Genomic DNA, 13,067 nt, shown 5'->3' on the forward strand with positions numbered 1-13,067 from the left:
TAATGCCCTGACGGAACAGCACCCGATGACACGCATCCGATCCACGCGCGAAATACGCATCACGCCGCCCGTCGTGCCGCGCACCGGCGCCGCGGCGCATACATCCGCTATGTCGGGTACGTCCGGTACGTTTGCGACTTCGGACGATGCCCATCCCGACGCGCAACGTTTCGGCGCACTCTACGACGCCGCGCGTCAGCGAGCCGGTAACGACGCAGGCGAGCAGACGTCGCAAGATGATTCACCGGACGACCACGCGCGCGACCAGGACACACAAGCGCGCGACAAACGTCTTCATGACGACGCTTGCGCCGACACCGCATGTCCGGATGCACCCGCTGTCGTCAGCACGCCATTGCCGATGCTGCCGCCGCTGCCCCCGTTACATCCGCTCTCCGGCGCGCTTGCAGCGCTGCGCAAGAATCGCCGCACATCTGCGGCGGATTCGCACGGCATGGCACGCGAGACCGGGGGCTCATCCACCCGGCAAAAAACGCCGAACGCCATGGGCGATCAGGACGACCCACATGACGCCAGCCCGGACGATCAGTTAGGCATCCGGATGATCCGCCGCTGCGCGCAAGCTGCCGAAGGCGATCTTCTCACCCAGCATCTTGCCGAACATGTGGCCGGCTTTTGCACGAGTCCAGCGGTCAAGCGCACGGGCCAGTGGGAGATCGCTGTCGAACTGGATCCGTCCATCCTGCCGCGCACGGAGCTGCATCTGAGCCTTTCGGGCTCGGCTCTAACGCTTCGTTTCGATAGCCGCGACCCGCGCGGCCGACAGCTAATCTGTGACAACAGCAACGAGTTGAAAACCCGCCTCGAAGCGCGTCTCGGCGGTCAGATCGCGGTGGACGTCACGGTTCTCTGAAGGAGCCCGAATCATGTCATTGCCCCAAGGCTGCAATCGCATCGCAGACCGGCTGCGCCACTATACGCCGGCGCTCGCCGGCGTGTCGCGCGCGCTGTTCGATGCGCGCAGCCGGACTGCCGTCCGCTTCACGGCGGCGCCTGCCCTAGGCGTGCAGACGCGCGGCGCGGCCGGTGCCGCTCATGCCGCGCATCTGCGCATTGGCAGCGCACAGGGCGAGTTCTGCGTGAACGTCGACGTGAGCCGTTACGCCGCGCTGCAAGCAATTGCTGTGGAACCGGATGCACAGCGCCGCGTCGCGCTAGCCAACCTGTGGCTCGCCGGTCCGCTCGGCATGCTGTCCGCGCACGGTGTCGCGCAGCCCTCCGTGCACGACATTTCGTTCGACGCAAAACTCCACGGCAACGCGCGCAACGTCGGCGCACTGCAGGTCGAATACGAGCATGCGGGTTTCGCTCACGTGGCCACGTTGCTCGAAGCGTCCGACGCGCTCGCTGTCGCACTCGAGCGCCGACTGACGCCCGCCTCCGGACACACGCGCGGCGCCGCCCTGCCAGACGCGCTTGCCGACCTCGCCCTGCCCACCCGCATCCGGCTGCGCAGCCGCCGTTGCAGCGCCGCGCTGCTGGCTTCGCTGCGCGTGGGCGACGTGCTGCTCGGCTGGCCGCGCGCAAGCGGCTATGCGCATGGCGCACCGCTCGATCACGCGAGCCTGCTATGGGGCGCGGCGGCTGGCCGCGCCGCGTACGCGCAGGCGCGCATCGACGGACGCAACATCATTCTTGAAACGATTCCAGAGACGATGAGCCACGACCCCGACCTTTCCCTCGCGAGCCCTTCCGAGCTTTCCGCCGACGCCAACGCCTCCGGCCGCCCCGTCGATCTGAGCGACGTCGAATTGCCGGTTCATATCGAAGTGGTGAGCGTCAATCTCACGCTCGCGCAAATCGCCGCGTTGCAGCCGGGTTACATCCTGACCTTGCCGCTCGCGCTTGCCGATGCCGAGATTCGCCTCGTCGCACATGGCCAGACGCTCGCGCTCGGCGAACTCGTCGCGGTCGGGGACAACCTCGGCTTGCAGATCCAGCACATTGCGAACTCCGATGAACGGCACACCTGAAATCGCGTCCCTGCTCGTCGCCGCGCTCGCGCTCGCCGTCCTGCCGTTCGCCGCGATGGTCGTCACGTCCTATACGAAGATCGTGGTGGTGCTCGGGCTGTTGCGCAACGCACTCGGCCTGCAACAGGTGCCACCCACCTCCGTGCTCAACGGCGTGGCGATCATGGTGTCGTGCTTCATCATGGCGCCCGTCGGCATGGAGTCGATGCACCGCGCGCAGCTATCCAGCGAAGCGGGCTCCGGCATGCAGGTGATGCCGCTTCTCGACGCCGCACGCGAGCCGTTTCGCGTGTTCCTGAAACGCCATGCGTCGGAGCGCGAAAAGGCCTTTTTCCTGCGCTCGGCGCGCGAAATCTGGCCGCCGGAGCGTGCCGCCGAACTCAAGCCCGACGACCTCATCGTGCTCGCGCCCGCCTTCACGCTGAGCGAGCTGACTGCCGCGTTCAAGATGGGCTTCCTGCTGTACCTCGCCTTCATCGTGATCGATCTCGTGATTGCCAACGTGCTGATGGCGCTCGGGCTATCGCAGGTCAATCCGACCAACGTCGCGATTCCGTTCAAGCTGCTGCTGTTCGTTTCAATGGACGGATGGTCGACGCTCATCCACGGACTCATCTCCACTTACCGGTGACGCCATGGAATACGACGCGATAACCCATCTCACCACGCAGGCGCTCACGCTGTGTCTGATGGTGTCGTTGCCGCCAGTGGCGGTGGCCGCGGTGACCGGTCTGCTGATTGCGTTCGTGCAGGCGGTGACGTCGCTGCAGGACTCCAGCATCTCGCAGAGCGTGAAGCTCGTCGTCGTGACGATCGTCATCGTGATCGCGGCGCCCTGGGGCGCAGCCGCGATCCAGAACTTCGCGCGCACGCTCATGCAGGTGATGTTCCCATGAGCATTCAACGCATTGGCAGCGGCTATACGCCGCCCGATCTCACGTCCGAGGCCGACGCCGCGCAGCAGCAACAGACTGCACAGGCGGCGCCGCAGCATCATCGCCACCATGCGCTCACGCGTCAGAAGCGGTCGTCGCTCAGAAAACGCCGCAGCGCCGAGAGTCCGGATGCGAACGACCCGGCCGCCGAGAGCGAAGAATTGCTGATGATGCTCGACCAGCATCTGCGGCGCGATCAGACGGGCGTGTTCAAGGTCGATGCGCGCGATTCGCGCGGCGGCCAGCAGGGTTTCGGGCAGGACGATCATTCCGCCGGCGCCCAAACGAACGGCAAACATGCGGCGCGCGACGATCAGCGGAACCTGCCCGTGCGCGAGCTGCCAATGCGGCTCGCGACGCGCGACCCACGCGATGAATCCGCACTGTCCAGGTACTGGCGCGCAGCAACGAACGGCAACGGCGACGGCGGCGGCAACGACGGCGGCGACGATGCAACGCTTGCGCCGGGCGCGCGCGCCGAAGCGGCGCTTGTCGGCATGCATGCGGCGCGAGCGCGGCGAACGGCTGGACCGACGGAAAACGCCGCAACGAGCGCGACCACGCCGATTCTGAGAGTCGTGTCGACGCGCAGGAGCGCAGCGCTTCCGAACTCGCCGGACCGTGCGATCGACGAAGCCATGCAGGGCAGCCCGACCTATCAGGTGCTCGCGATCATCCGCGAGTTTCTGCGGATGCCGGACGACTCGCGCACGTCGCGCGCGACGCTCGCCCAGGTGCGCGAGCGCCTCGTGGCGGCGGCCACGCGAAACCCACACGACACCCAGGCGGGCGATGCGCGCGGCGTGTCGCGGCGCCCGCTGTCGCCCGCGGAGGAATCGATGAATCTGCTGTTGCCCCTCGCGCTGCTCAACCTCGGACGAGGCCGCACGCGCGCCGGCCGCGCGATGGGCGTGTCCGCGCTTGCTGCGCTGATCCGCCGCGGACGCGGATGGTGACGGCGGGCGCCATCCCGTCAATCTCACAGATAAGAGGTTTCGTTCATGTCCAAAGAAATTCGCGTACTCACCGGTTTCCATGCCGGCGCTCAGATAGAGTTGAGTACAACAAAGATGTCGATCGGAGCACAAGCCGATGCGGACATCCTGATCAACGACTGGAGCGAAGGCACCATGCAGATAGCAATCGATGCTGAGGATAACTTGATGATCGGCATGCCCGGCGATCTGTCCGCCGCCATCGTCATGGAAGACTTCGTGCCACAACGTTTCGGCGACGTGGTGCTGTGCGCCGGTCCGCTCGACACGCCCTGGCCGTCCGACCTGCAGCTGATGGAGCGGATGCTGGCGCCGCATCACGAAGGCCGTAAGTACGACGGCGAAGAGAGCGACGGCGTTTCGCCCGCCAATGCGCCCTCGCCTGTCACGATGATGCGCCGCCGTCGTGCGCCGTGGGTCCACGCGGGTCTCGCGGCGCTGCTGGTCGGCTCGATGGGTGCGGCGGCGGTGGTGCTGCCCGCCGGCAAGACTTCGCAGGCGGCAGACCGGCCACCTGCCCTGGCCACGCTCGCCGATGTGCAGCAGGCGCTCGCGCAATTGCACCAGCCGGATCTCGCGGTGGCGCAGCTGGCTGACGGCTTCGTCGTGACGGGCATCGCATCGAATACGGCGGACGCGCGCGCCGCTCGAGCAGCGCTTCAGGCGCTCGCCGGCAAGCGCCTGAACTGGAACGTGAAGCCCGGCGACGAGATTGCGGGTGCACTCGCGGAATCGCTGCACGAGCCGAACGTGCACGTGCGTTACGTCGGCGCGCGGCGCCTGGAAGTCAGCGGCTCCGCGCGCCGGCCCGGCACGGTGCACGAAGTGGTCGAACGTTTTCGCGGCGACATCGGACCGCTCATCGCGGGCATCGACGTCGACGTGGCCCGCACCGACGATCTCGGCGTGGCAGGCGACGTGGACTCGGCGTTGTCGACCGACGGCGTGAAATACGTGGAATCGAGCGACGGCACCAAGAACTTCGTCGCTGAAATGCCCGGCAACACCACCCTTCATTAAGGAGAGCGAACATGTACGAAGCGATGACCGACAACCTGATCGACGTACTTGCCGATCTGCCGCAAGCGGTGACGCAGCGCCATCGTCAGGGCGAAGTGCGCGAACTGGCGGATGCGCTCGACACGGTGGCCAACACCGTGGCGTCGCACTCCATGGATACGGCAAGCACGCAAGCTCAGGCAGGACGTGTCGTTGTCGACGGATTTCGCGCCGCGGCCCAGTTGTGTCGCAGCGCAATGGTGTAGTAGCGCCTGCATCGCGGCGCACGCAGCAGGTGCACGGCGATGCAGGCGAACCGTGCGCAACCCGCAAGGGCCGCACATTTTCCAGCGTTCCGCATGATGCGGAACACTTCAACGCAGTTCCATTGTTCTACTTCTTGAGGAGATTCAAAATGGCAGTCACCGCTCCCGTCTCTGGCGCAGCAGCAACCACCAGCTCGGTTGCCGATATCTATCAGGCAATGGCTGAAGAAAACGAAATCAACAAGGCCAACACGCTCGCGAAGATTGCGACGATGGGCATGAAGGCCGCGAAGGACATCGTCGGCTAAGCGCTCCGGCGCGCCATCCGGCCGCGCATGGTGCGCCGGTTGGAAGCCCTTCGCGGTTTCCAACCGGTTTCTTTTTTTTAAGCCTGCGTGGACCACCGTGTGGCGGACAGGCGCTCGTGAAACGATCCGGCCATAACAATGAGTATCGAACGACGTGATGAACTGATCCGTGAAATCTGCGAGCTGCGCGACATGCCCGCACCGGACGCCGTACTCGAACGCGGCGTGCTGGAGATCGACGGCTTCGACGCGGCGATCGATCACTTCGAGGAAGACCACGATGCGCTGTATGTCACGTTCCAGTTCGGCATCGTCACCGCGGGGCGCACGTTGCGCGTGTTCCGGCTCCTGCTGGAAGCGAACCTCGCCGTCTACGCGCAGGACCAGGCGCAACTCGGCCTCGAGACGGACACCGGAGGCATCGTGCTGATCGCGCGCGTGGCACTGAGCGACGAGATCACGGGCCAATGGATGCTGGAGTTGATCGAGCACTATGTCGAGCACGGCCGCTACTGGCGCGACAACATCTTCGTTGCACGCGACGATCTGTTCGAGAACCTCGCGCGCGGCGACTATGTGTGGATTCGCGCCTGAACCCTTATTTGGAGAATCAGATGACATCATCCGTCAGCAATCACGGCAGCACGACGAACCATCCGTCCACTCACAAGACCGACACGAAGAGCAAGGACAAGAGCAAGGATAAAGACAAGAACGACGGCCAGGGAGGCAGCTCAGCGGATCTGGATGCGGCCGTCCAGGCGTTCAGTACGCAGGTCATGATGCAGATCTTCCAGGATCAGCAGGAACGCCGTGCGGAAGAACGGGAGGAAGATCCGGACAGCGCTTGAGCGCCGCGAAAAGCGTCCCCAGGGCCGCATGTGTCCGACAGGTTGGCGACACATGCGGCCCACCGGGCAACTAGGGTCCGGACAGGCGCCGCAGCACGAATTGGGTGCGCTATTTGCGAGCTTATGTGCGTGACTATGCCCGGGCTCGCATGCTTCCTTGCACGTTTTGCTACACACCGTCGGCCACGAGTTCGTCCCCGCGCAGCCGCCCGCGCGAGAGCGCCGGAGCAAGCAGCATCCGCTCGGCGCCACGCAGATAATCCGCTTCCCGTACACCGCGCCTGTCGAGACAACCTTCCAGCGCGGCGAAGCCCGGCTCGACGCTCGCGTCGAGCTCCGATTGCGCCGCCTGAGCGACATGGAGCTTGTAGCCGAGCGCATACACGGTCTTCAGACTCAGTTCCGCGGTACGCGACAGGTCAAGCTTCTTGCGCAGCTTGTAGATGTGCTGCTCGAGCGTGCGCGCGGCAATCTGCTCGGTGGCGCCCCAGATGCTCGCCGCAATCTGTGCGCGGCTGAAGAACTTCCCCGGGTTCGAGAAGAACAACCACGCGATCGCGAACTCACGCGCCGTCAACGGAATGTCGACACCATCGATCGTCGCGCGGCTCGTGTCCTTTTGCAGCCGATAACGGCCGATCTGGATCTCGTGGGTCATCGTGTTGCAGACCCTTCGTTGCAACGCAAGATGCGCCCGGAAGCGGATCTGCTCCATGTCGTAGCGATTGACGACATCGGTTGCGCCCGTGTCGATCCAGCGTAACAGGCTCGTCCAGCTGGACTGGTTCGTCAGCACGATCAGCGGCGTGCAGACGTCGGCATTGCAACTGCGCCATGACAGCAATGCGCTTGTCGCTGTCGGCTCCGTCTTTGAGTCGATCAGCACCAGGTCATAACGGTTAACACGCATCGCGCGCAACAAGTCGAGTTCACACGAGAACGACTCGACAACGATGCCGTCTCCGGCAAGGGACTCAGCAAGATTGCGTCGAAGCATCCGGTCGTCAGTGGCGATGGCAAAGAGCAGGTCATTATCCACGGCGGTTCGCATCCAGTAAGTGACACTTCTTCTAGTTACTAGCCGGCACCCCTCCTGCGATGCCGGCGGCTATCCCCGAGACAGCTTGTTGTTCTCTCACTCGCGTTTTGTTGTTCGTCGTGTTCTCGTGAGCGCGTCAACGTTGCACTGAAAGGCCCGCTTCGTTGCGCGATCGTCGTTGACGTTATCGAGTGAGATCTCTCTGTCCGTTAGTGCATCGGGAGGACGCGACGGATGCGTGAAGCGTATTTATTTTGTTGTGCGGCGCCCAAACGCGCTTGCGCGAGGCACCGCATCTTCTTTCAATTTTTGTCTATTGCGCTCCATCGCCTGGCGAACAGCAATGAACGATGCGATGTCGCACCGTGCTTACGATACATCGCGAGGCGCGCGTATATGAAAGATTCGTGTGGGCTTTCTAACTATCGGCTTACGGATATCGGACCAATGCCCGGTAAAGCGCAGATAAAAATTGAGCGCGTGCACGAGTCCATCCGCTAAGCCAGATGTTGTCGCGCGAAAGGCTTCGTTCGCGCCTTCATTCTTTCGGGGCCTCACGCCGTTGTCCCTCCGTGCAGCGCTCACAATCGCGCCGTCAAGCAGCACTCGGAAGGAGTCTTCATGCATCATGTCATTCATTGTTCGCCGCTCGCCATTGCCGTCGGCGTGGCCGTCGCGCTGATGGCGCAATCCGCGCGGGGCGATTGCTTCGACGATGCCGCCGCGTATCAGCACGTCAATCCCATGGTGCTGCGGGCCATCGCGTGGCAGGAATCGCACAACCGGCCGAATGCGACGCACCTCAATGCAAACGGCTCTCTCGACTATGGCGTCATGCAGATCAACTCGATTCATCTGCGCGAACTGGCGCGCTATCACATCGATCGCGATGCGCTGATGGAGCCGTGCAAGAACGTGTACATCGCCGCATGGCATCTGCGGGGAAAGATGGAGAAGTACGGCAATACATGGGCCGCGGTGGGCGCCTATCATTCGGAGACGCCGGCTGAACGCGATCTTTACTCGCGGCATATCGCGGCCATTGTCAGGCAATGGCGCGACCTGCCGCAGCCTTCGCCGGATCCCGCCCGCATGGCAAAAAAATGAATCCCGGATGAATCCTCGATTTACGCGACGAAGCCTCGATTATCAGCGGTTGAGCCGTCAGTTAAGCGAATCATTCATCGCTGAGTCACATCGCTCCCGATACATGGGGCAAGATGCGGCCCACGGTTGTCTCGTCCACGCGATTCAATAATTTTCGTGTCTCCAAGCAGGTATGCTCATAGCCGGGCAAACCCGTTTTGAGGCACGGGCCACGCAGCTTTCTTCAGCCGCATGGCAATCTGTTTCGTGCCTCGCTTGCCCGCATGGCCTTGACGTGCCACCGTTCTTTTGGTTCGGTGTGCCCGTCATTGAGGAAGACAGTGAGGAAAGCGAATGGTGGCAAATCTTGTCGACGAGACGCGCATTTTCTGGTCGAGTTCAGCGGAGCGTCCGACGCCCGCGGCGATCAGGCGCCACGGCGCGCAAGCGCTACGGCTGCCGCATCTGATCGAAGACCCGTCGCCGGCGGTCGTATTCATCGACTGCGCGGATACCGACGCGAGCGCTGAAATAGAAAAACTGCGGATAGAGAACGGCGACGAACACTATCTGATCCCGGTGCTGCGCGAGTTGTCGCCCGAACGTGTCGTCTCGCTGATCGCGCGCGGCGCGAACGACGCGATCAACGACGAACATCTGGAGAACCCCGAAGCCATCATCGGGCGCGCGCGCGACCACACGAAGCTGCTTTCGTTCGCGCGCGACGGCGTCGCCGATTTCTCGCTGCTGCAGAATCACACGGACGGCATGGTGTCGCCGGTGTTCTTCAAGGACACGAATGGCCTGTACACCGGCTGCAACCAGGTCTTCGAACGTTTTCTCGGCATCGAGCGGGCCGGCATTCTCGGCAAGTCGGTCTACGATGTGGCGCCCTCGGACCTCGCGCTCACCTATCACAAGGCCGACCTCGGCCTCGCGGCCCACGGCGGAGTGCAAACTTATGTGGCCGGCGTGCGCAACGGAGCGGGCATCGTACGCATGGTTCGCTTCTATAAGGGCGTCGTTTATGGCGAGGACGGACGCATTACCGGCATTGTCGGCGCGATGCACGACATCGACGACCTGCGTGGCCACGAGACTGCACGTCAGGAAATCGACGCAGTGACGTCGCACGTGTCCGCCAATGTCGTCGCGCGCGAGGGCTTCGCCGGCGTCGATCACGACCGGCCATTCCTCGAACGCGTGGCGGCTGGCGACGCCTCCGCCCTCGCCCACCTGTACCGCGTTTATCATCGGCGCCTCGCACGCTTCCTGACCCGGCTCACGTGGAAGAGCGAGGTGATCGACGAAATCATCAACGACACTTTTCTGGTCGTCTGGAAACGGGCCGGCGACTTCCGGGGCGAGGCCAGCGTCTCGACGTGGATCATCGGCATTGCGTATCGTTCGGCGCTGCGCGCGTTGCGCGACCAGCGCCGTTCGGAATTCGAGCCGCTCGACGTCGACCACGCCGATACAAGGGCTGAGTACTGGCATGACCATGAACTATCCGACCTGCTGGCGAAGGCGCTCGATCTGTTGCCCGTCGAACAGCGTCTCGTGATGGCGCTCGCGTATGTGCTAGGACATTCGGTCGGAGAGATCGCGGACATTACCGGCTGCCCGGTGACGACAGTCAAGGCGCGGATGCATCGGGCGCGCTGCAAACTGCGCGAGACGCTCGACATGCTCGGACAGGTTAAGTGCGTGTAAAGCTGCGCGTGACGTATGCAGGCATGCATCGACGTATGACGTGTGTTGGCGGTTGCTCGCGGGCATGGGCTGGAGCGCGTCAACGTCGCCCTTGTCCGCCATGTTGCCGCGCGCCCTCGTCGCTCATCGCCACAATTTTTGGGGCAACCTGACCATACGGCCGAGCATACCCGTGATACCGCTGCGACGCGCGCGGGCAGCTGGCGGCGTCGCCGTTGGCGGGGCGGTGACGGAAGACGCGGACGGTGCGCCGTCGCCCGGCTGCTCACGGCGTGCCGGCGACCGTGCGAGCGTCGGCGCGCCGCTCATGCGTCCACTGCCTGGATTAGCGTGAATGTGTTTGGCTTTTTCAGGCGCCTTCGGCTCAGTCGTCGTGCGTTGCGGTGAGCCTCCCGTTGCCTCGGCCGATGCCAACTTCGTGTCGCGGACATCCGGATGCCAACTCACATGCCGCCTGATCTCCCCACGGGCCGCGTCGGGTTTGCGCAATGCGCTCTTCAGCCTCCCTGTCGCCGCTGTGACAGATGGCGCCGCTGCGTTGGCGCCGGCATTGACGCGGCCGCTGTGCGGATCCACTTCGATCAGATCGTCGTCATGCGCGGGAGTGGCCGCGGTGCTGTGAGGCCGCGTTTGAATGGGCCATTCAGGGGCGCTGTGAAAGTCGCGCGTTTCGTCGAGCAACTGCTGCAAGCTCTTATGCGGTGCGCGCGGTGCGGCCGGCAGAGGCAGTTCGAACAGATCGTCGTCGGATTCGATTGCCGGGTCGTCCGCAGCCGCAGCGGGTTCGGTCGTGCTGCTCCGCGTGGTTGCAGCGGCGCTGTTTGCGCCTGGCGGCGCAGGCGGGGCGCGTTTCGGCACGGCCTTATTCATCGCGAGGGCCTGCTCGCGAGTCAGCTTCGCCACGCCGCCATTCGCGACCGCGGGCGGCGCATCGACTGCTCGGCGCTGATGATTGATCCACTTGACGAGGTCGCTGACAGGATCTTCCTTCGCGATGAGCGTCGCTGGCGCAGGCGCGCCATTCGCGACCGGCGGCCGCACTTTCGAACCCGTCCCCGGACGCGAGCCGCCGCCGATCGACCTCAACTGCGACAGGACAGCGTTGGCCGCCCCGGAGAAGCGCGACTTCGCCCGTGACCGGCTCGCGTTGCCGCCGGCCTGTCGAGGCGCGTGAGGATCGGCATGATCGGTGGCGAAAGTGCTGGCTGTGCGCTGTGTACGCATGAAGTGGCTCCACTGGAACGTTCGGCGAGCAAGATGAGCCGTCGCCTGTCGCCGCCGTCAAACGGATCGGAACGGATCGGAACGAACGGAATTTGACAGAAGGCCACTGGCTTGACTGTCCACAGTATGCGTGCGGACTGACGCTCAGGCGGGCCGCCCCGCCGAACCGCCTGGTCTCACAACGAAAAACCATGCGGCAGCATCGCCGGTCAGAACGCCGCGTCAACGCACGGGCGGTGAAGCGCGGTCATCGCGCGGCAAGCATTGATCACGCGTCCGTGCTGCCGGCTCGGACCGCTGGTCTGGTCGAGCAGCGCCTCGATCGAATGCGCGTCGAGCCCCGGCTGCAATCCGAGCAGCAAGGCGATGGTGCCGGTCACATTCGCGGCGGCGAACGATGAACCCGAGACGAAGTCGTAGTGCCCACCCGGTGTCAGCGTGAGAATGTCGTGGCCTGGCGCATACAGCACGTTCGAGCCGGCATCGGCTGGCGCGCTGCCCGCCGCGCGAGCCGAATCGACCGCGATCACGCCCGGCACGCCGACCGGAAACGCCTTCAGGTCGCCGTCCGGCAAGACCGCCCCGACCACGATCACGCCTTTTCTCACCGACAGCTCGATCAGTTCCTTCAACAACGGATCGGCGGGCCCGCCAAGGCTCAGGTTGATGATCTGCGCATGCGCTTCGAGCGCCGCCTGGATCGCCTCAGCCAGCGTGAATGAATTGCAGACCGAAGGTCCGCTGTGATTGTCACGCTGCCAGCAAGCCTTGACCGCAATCAGCTTCGCATGGGGCGCGACGCCTTCGATGCCGCCCTGCTTGCCGTCAGCCGGACCCGCGCGGTCCGCCGCGATCACGCCCGCGACCGCCGTGCCGTGCAGATCGCGATTGAACTGCTTCCAGTCTTCATCGACGAAATTGCGGGTCGCGACGACCCGGCCGTGCAGATCCGGATGGGTCGTATCGACGCCCGTATCGATCACCGCGACGCGTACCGAATCGCCTCGCCCGACCTTTTGCGCGGCGTCCGCGCCGATCTCGCGAAAGCCTTGCTGCAGGTCGGCGTAGCCGCTGCTATGCGGCGCGTCCGCGAGCAGATCGAAAGTTTGCAGCGGCTGTACGAGGCGCACGCGCGGATCGGCGACGAGCCGCGCAAGCACCTCGTCGCGCTGCGCGCCGTCGGCGATTTCGAGCATCGCGCAATGCACTTGCAGCGACGGGATCGGCCACGCCGACACCTCTCGCAGGCCATATTGCGCGGCAAGCGCGGCGACCTGCGCGCGGGCGCTGCCGCCCGGCGAATAGCCGCCGGCCGCGCCGTAGCCGCCCGCCGTCGTGCCGGCGCGCAACATCAGCGTTTCCGGCGGATTCCTGACCGCCAGCACGATCATGCGCTCGGGGCGCGCTTTCATCTGCTGGGTGGCGACAACGGGATCGGGCGTCGCGGGAACGAGCGCGCAGCCGGCCATCGCCAGCGCCGCGCCTATGAAGAGCCCGTGCCCTATCCAACGCGCCATCTCGCGCACCATCCCACACACAAGCCGACCAGTGCCCGCCGCACGCGGATTGCCGCGATCGTCACGATGCGCCCGCCAGGCGGCACTGGCGAACTCGTTGAAATGGCGGCGCTGCGTGGGCTTCATGGCGATCTGACTCA

Annotated in this window: 15 protein-coding genes; 12 read left to right on the plus strand and 3 right to left on the minus strand. The window is 64.5% G+C overall.

Translation table 11 applies throughout. The annotated features are described in order from the left end of the window. Positions 1–25: 25 nt before the first annotated feature. The 10 genes from sctP (at position 26) to C0Z16_RS30255 (ending at position 6,348) form a co-directional block, all read left to right on the plus strand. The gene (gene sctP / locus C0Z16_RS30215; RefSeq protein ID WP_102635716.1) at positions 26–874 is read left to right on the plus strand and encodes a type III secretion system protein SctP; all 849 of its coding nucleotides are present in this window, start codon (positions 26–28) and stop codon (positions 872–874) included. 13 nt (positions 875–887) lie between these two features. Continuing rightward, the gene (gene sctQ, locus C0Z16_RS30220; RefSeq protein WP_102635717.1) at positions 888–1,994 is read left to right on the plus strand and encodes a type III secretion system cytoplasmic ring protein SctQ; all 1,107 of its coding nucleotides are present in this window, start codon (positions 888–890) and stop codon (positions 1,992–1,994) included. After that, complete coding sequence (sctR, locus tag C0Z16_RS30225; protein WP_102635718.1) at positions 1,978–2,625, plus strand: type III secretion system export apparatus subunit SctR; 648 nt, start codon at positions 1,978–1,980, stop codon at positions 2,623–2,625. The genes sctQ and sctR overlap by 17 nt, the downstream gene beginning before the upstream one ends. A 4-nt stretch (positions 2,626–2,629) precedes the next feature. Further along, positions 2,630–2,890 carry a type III secretion system export apparatus subunit SctS gene (gene sctS, locus C0Z16_RS30230; protein WP_102635719.1) on the plus strand — a complete coding sequence of 87 codons (261 nt, stop codon included), beginning with the start codon at positions 2,630–2,632 and terminating at the stop codon, positions 2,888–2,890. Continuing rightward, the gene (locus C0Z16_RS30235; protein ID WP_102635720.1) at positions 2,887–3,885 is read left to right on the plus strand and encodes a hypothetical protein; all 999 of its coding nucleotides are present in this window, start codon (positions 2,887–2,889) and stop codon (positions 3,883–3,885) included. Before sctS ends, C0Z16_RS30235 begins: the two co-directional genes overlap by 4 nt. A 45-nt stretch (positions 3,886–3,930) precedes the next feature. Continuing rightward, positions 3,931–4,944, plus strand: coding sequence for an HrpD5 family protein (hrpD5, locus tag C0Z16_RS30240; RefSeq protein WP_146014375.1), 1,014 nt, complete (start codon positions 3,931–3,933; stop codon positions 4,942–4,944). An 11-nt stretch (positions 4,945–4,955) separates the two neighbouring features. After that, a complete protein-coding gene (locus C0Z16_RS30245; protein ID WP_102635722.1) occupies positions 4,956–5,189 on the plus strand; it encodes a hypothetical protein in 234 nt (77 codons plus the stop codon). Between the two features lie 149 nt (positions 5,190–5,338). Beyond that, positions 5,339–5,497: a hypothetical protein gene (locus C0Z16_RS38280; protein ID WP_167403573.1), complete on the plus strand. Its 159-nt coding sequence runs from the start codon at positions 5,339–5,341 to the stop codon at positions 5,495–5,497. Between the two features lie 138 nt (positions 5,498–5,635). Beyond that, positions 5,636–6,091, plus strand: coding sequence for a CesT family type III secretion system chaperone (locus C0Z16_RS30250; protein WP_102635723.1), 456 nt, complete (start codon positions 5,636–5,638; stop codon positions 6,089–6,091). 20 nt (positions 6,092–6,111) lie between these two features. Beyond that, complete coding sequence (locus tag C0Z16_RS30255; protein ID WP_102635724.1) at positions 6,112–6,348, plus strand: hypothetical protein; 237 nt, start codon at positions 6,112–6,114, stop codon at positions 6,346–6,348. 169 nt (positions 6,349–6,517) lie between these two features. Here the strand turns inward: C0Z16_RS30255 and C0Z16_RS30260 are convergent, their stop codons facing one another. Beyond that, positions 6,518–7,387 (minus strand): response regulator transcription factor, encoded by an 870-nt coding sequence (locus C0Z16_RS30260; RefSeq protein ID WP_158244537.1) that lies wholly within the window; start codon positions 7,385–7,387, stop codon positions 6,518–6,520. A gap of 681 nt (positions 7,388–8,068) precedes the next feature. Between C0Z16_RS30260 and C0Z16_RS30265 the strand changes: the two genes are divergently transcribed. Together C0Z16_RS30265 and C0Z16_RS30270 are read left to right on the plus strand one after the other, a co-directional pair. Further along, positions 8,069–8,494, plus strand: a complete 426-nt coding sequence (locus C0Z16_RS30265; protein ID WP_407070710.1) for a lytic transglycosylase domain-containing protein — start codon at positions 8,069–8,071, stop codon at positions 8,492–8,494. Between the two features lie 333 nt (positions 8,495–8,827). Beyond that, positions 8,828–10,186 (plus strand): RNA polymerase sigma factor, encoded by a 1,359-nt coding sequence (locus C0Z16_RS30270; RefSeq protein WP_102635727.1) that lies wholly within the window; start codon positions 8,828–8,830, stop codon positions 10,184–10,186. Positions 10,187–10,309: 123 nt separating this feature from the next. Here C0Z16_RS30270 and C0Z16_RS30275 read toward each other — a convergent pair whose 3' ends face one another. Next, positions 10,310–11,410, minus strand: coding sequence for a hypothetical protein (locus C0Z16_RS30275; RefSeq protein WP_102635728.1), 1,101 nt, complete (start codon positions 11,408–11,410; stop codon positions 10,310–10,312). Between the two features lie 209 nt (positions 11,411–11,619). Then, positions 11,620–13,053 (minus strand): S8 family peptidase, encoded by a 1,434-nt coding sequence (locus C0Z16_RS30280; RefSeq protein WP_102635729.1) that lies wholly within the window; start codon positions 13,051–13,053, stop codon positions 11,620–11,622. Between the last annotated feature and the right edge of the window lie 14 nt (positions 13,054–13,067).

This window comes from Paraburkholderia rhynchosiae, assembly GCF_002879865.1.
Taxonomy (GTDB): domain Bacteria; phylum Pseudomonadota; class Gammaproteobacteria; order Burkholderiales; family Burkholderiaceae; genus Paraburkholderia; species Paraburkholderia rhynchosiae.

Coding starts and splice junctions, on each gene's coding strand:
- sctP (WP_102635716.1), top strand. CDS start 26: ATGACACGCATCCGATCCACGCGCGAAATACGCATCACGCCGCCCGTC.
- sctQ (WP_102635717.1), top strand. CDS start 888: ATGTCATTGCCCCAAGGCTGCAATCGCATCGCAGACCGGCTGCGCCAC.
- sctR (WP_102635718.1), top strand. CDS start 1,978: ATGAACGGCACACCTGAAATCGCGTCCCTGCTCGTCGCCGCGCTCGCG.
- sctS (WP_102635719.1), top strand. CDS start 2,630: ATGGAATACGACGCGATAACCCATCTCACCACGCAGGCGCTCACGCTG.
- C0Z16_RS30235 (WP_102635720.1), top strand. CDS start 2,887: ATGAGCATTCAACGCATTGGCAGCGGCTATACGCCGCCCGATCTCACG.
- hrpD5 (WP_146014375.1), top strand. CDS start 3,931: ATGTCCAAAGAAATTCGCGTACTCACCGGTTTCCATGCCGGCGCTCAG.
- C0Z16_RS30245 (WP_102635722.1), top strand. CDS start 4,956: ATGTACGAAGCGATGACCGACAACCTGATCGACGTACTTGCCGATCTG.
- C0Z16_RS38280 (WP_167403573.1), top strand. CDS start 5,339: ATGGCAGTCACCGCTCCCGTCTCTGGCGCAGCAGCAACCACCAGCTCG.
- C0Z16_RS30250 (WP_102635723.1), top strand. CDS start 5,636: ATGAGTATCGAACGACGTGATGAACTGATCCGTGAAATCTGCGAGCTG.
- C0Z16_RS30255 (WP_102635724.1), top strand. CDS start 6,112: ATGACATCATCCGTCAGCAATCACGGCAGCACGACGAACCATCCGTCC.
- C0Z16_RS30265 (WP_407070710.1), top strand. CDS start 8,069: ATGGCGCAATCCGCGCGGGGCGATTGCTTCGACGATGCCGCCGCGTAT.
- C0Z16_RS30270 (WP_102635727.1), top strand. CDS start 8,828: ATGGTGGCAAATCTTGTCGACGAGACGCGCATTTTCTGGTCGAGTTCA.
- C0Z16_RS30275 (WP_102635728.1), bottom strand. CDS start 11,410: ATGCGTACACAGCGCACAGCCAGCACTTTCGCCACCGATCATGCCGAT.
- C0Z16_RS30280 (WP_102635729.1), bottom strand. CDS start 13,053: ATGAAGCCCACGCAGCGCCGCCATTTCAACGAGTTCGCCAGTGCCGCC.